The sequence below is a fragment of the bacterium genome, from assembly GCA_023150945.1.
Lineage (GTDB): Bacteria > Zhuqueibacterota > Zhuqueibacteria > Zhuqueibacterales > Zhuqueibacteraceae > Coneutiohabitans.
Genome location: JAKLJX010000057.1, coordinates 1 through 457, shown reverse-complemented (window position 1 = coordinate 457; position 457 = coordinate 1). Strand labels below are relative to the sequence as shown.

The following is a 457-nucleotide window of genomic DNA, read 5'->3' as shown; positions in this document are numbered from 1 at the left end:
AGCCCTACCCATAAGGGCCATGAGGACCTGACGTCATCCCCACCTTCCTCCGGTTTGTCACCGGCAGTCTCATCAGAGTGCCCTTTCGTAGCAACTGATGACAAGGGTTGCGCTCGTTGCGGGACTTAACCCAACATCTCACGACACGAGCTGACGACAGCCATGCAGCACCTGTGTTCCGGTTCCCTTTCGGGCACTCCCACATCTCTGCAGGATTCCTGGCATGTCAAGGGTAGGTAAGGTTTTTCGCGTTGCATCGAATTAAACCACATCATCCACCGCTTGTGCGGGTCCCCGTCAATTCCTTTGAGTTTTAACCTTGCGGCCGTACTCCCCAGGCGGTCAACTTCACGCGTTAGCTTCGTTACTAAACCCACCCAACAACCAGTTGACATCGTTTAGGGCGTGGACTACCAGGGTATCTAATCCTGTTTGCTACCCACGCTTTCGTGCATGA

General features: G+C 54.0%; 1 rRNA gene (cut by a window edge). It reads right to left on the bottom strand.

The features are described 5' to 3' along the window. Positions 1-457: ribosomal RNA gene (locus tag L6R21_27970) — 16S ribosomal RNA — on the bottom strand; its annotated part reaches 225 nt to the left of the window's first position; the annotation flags it as partial.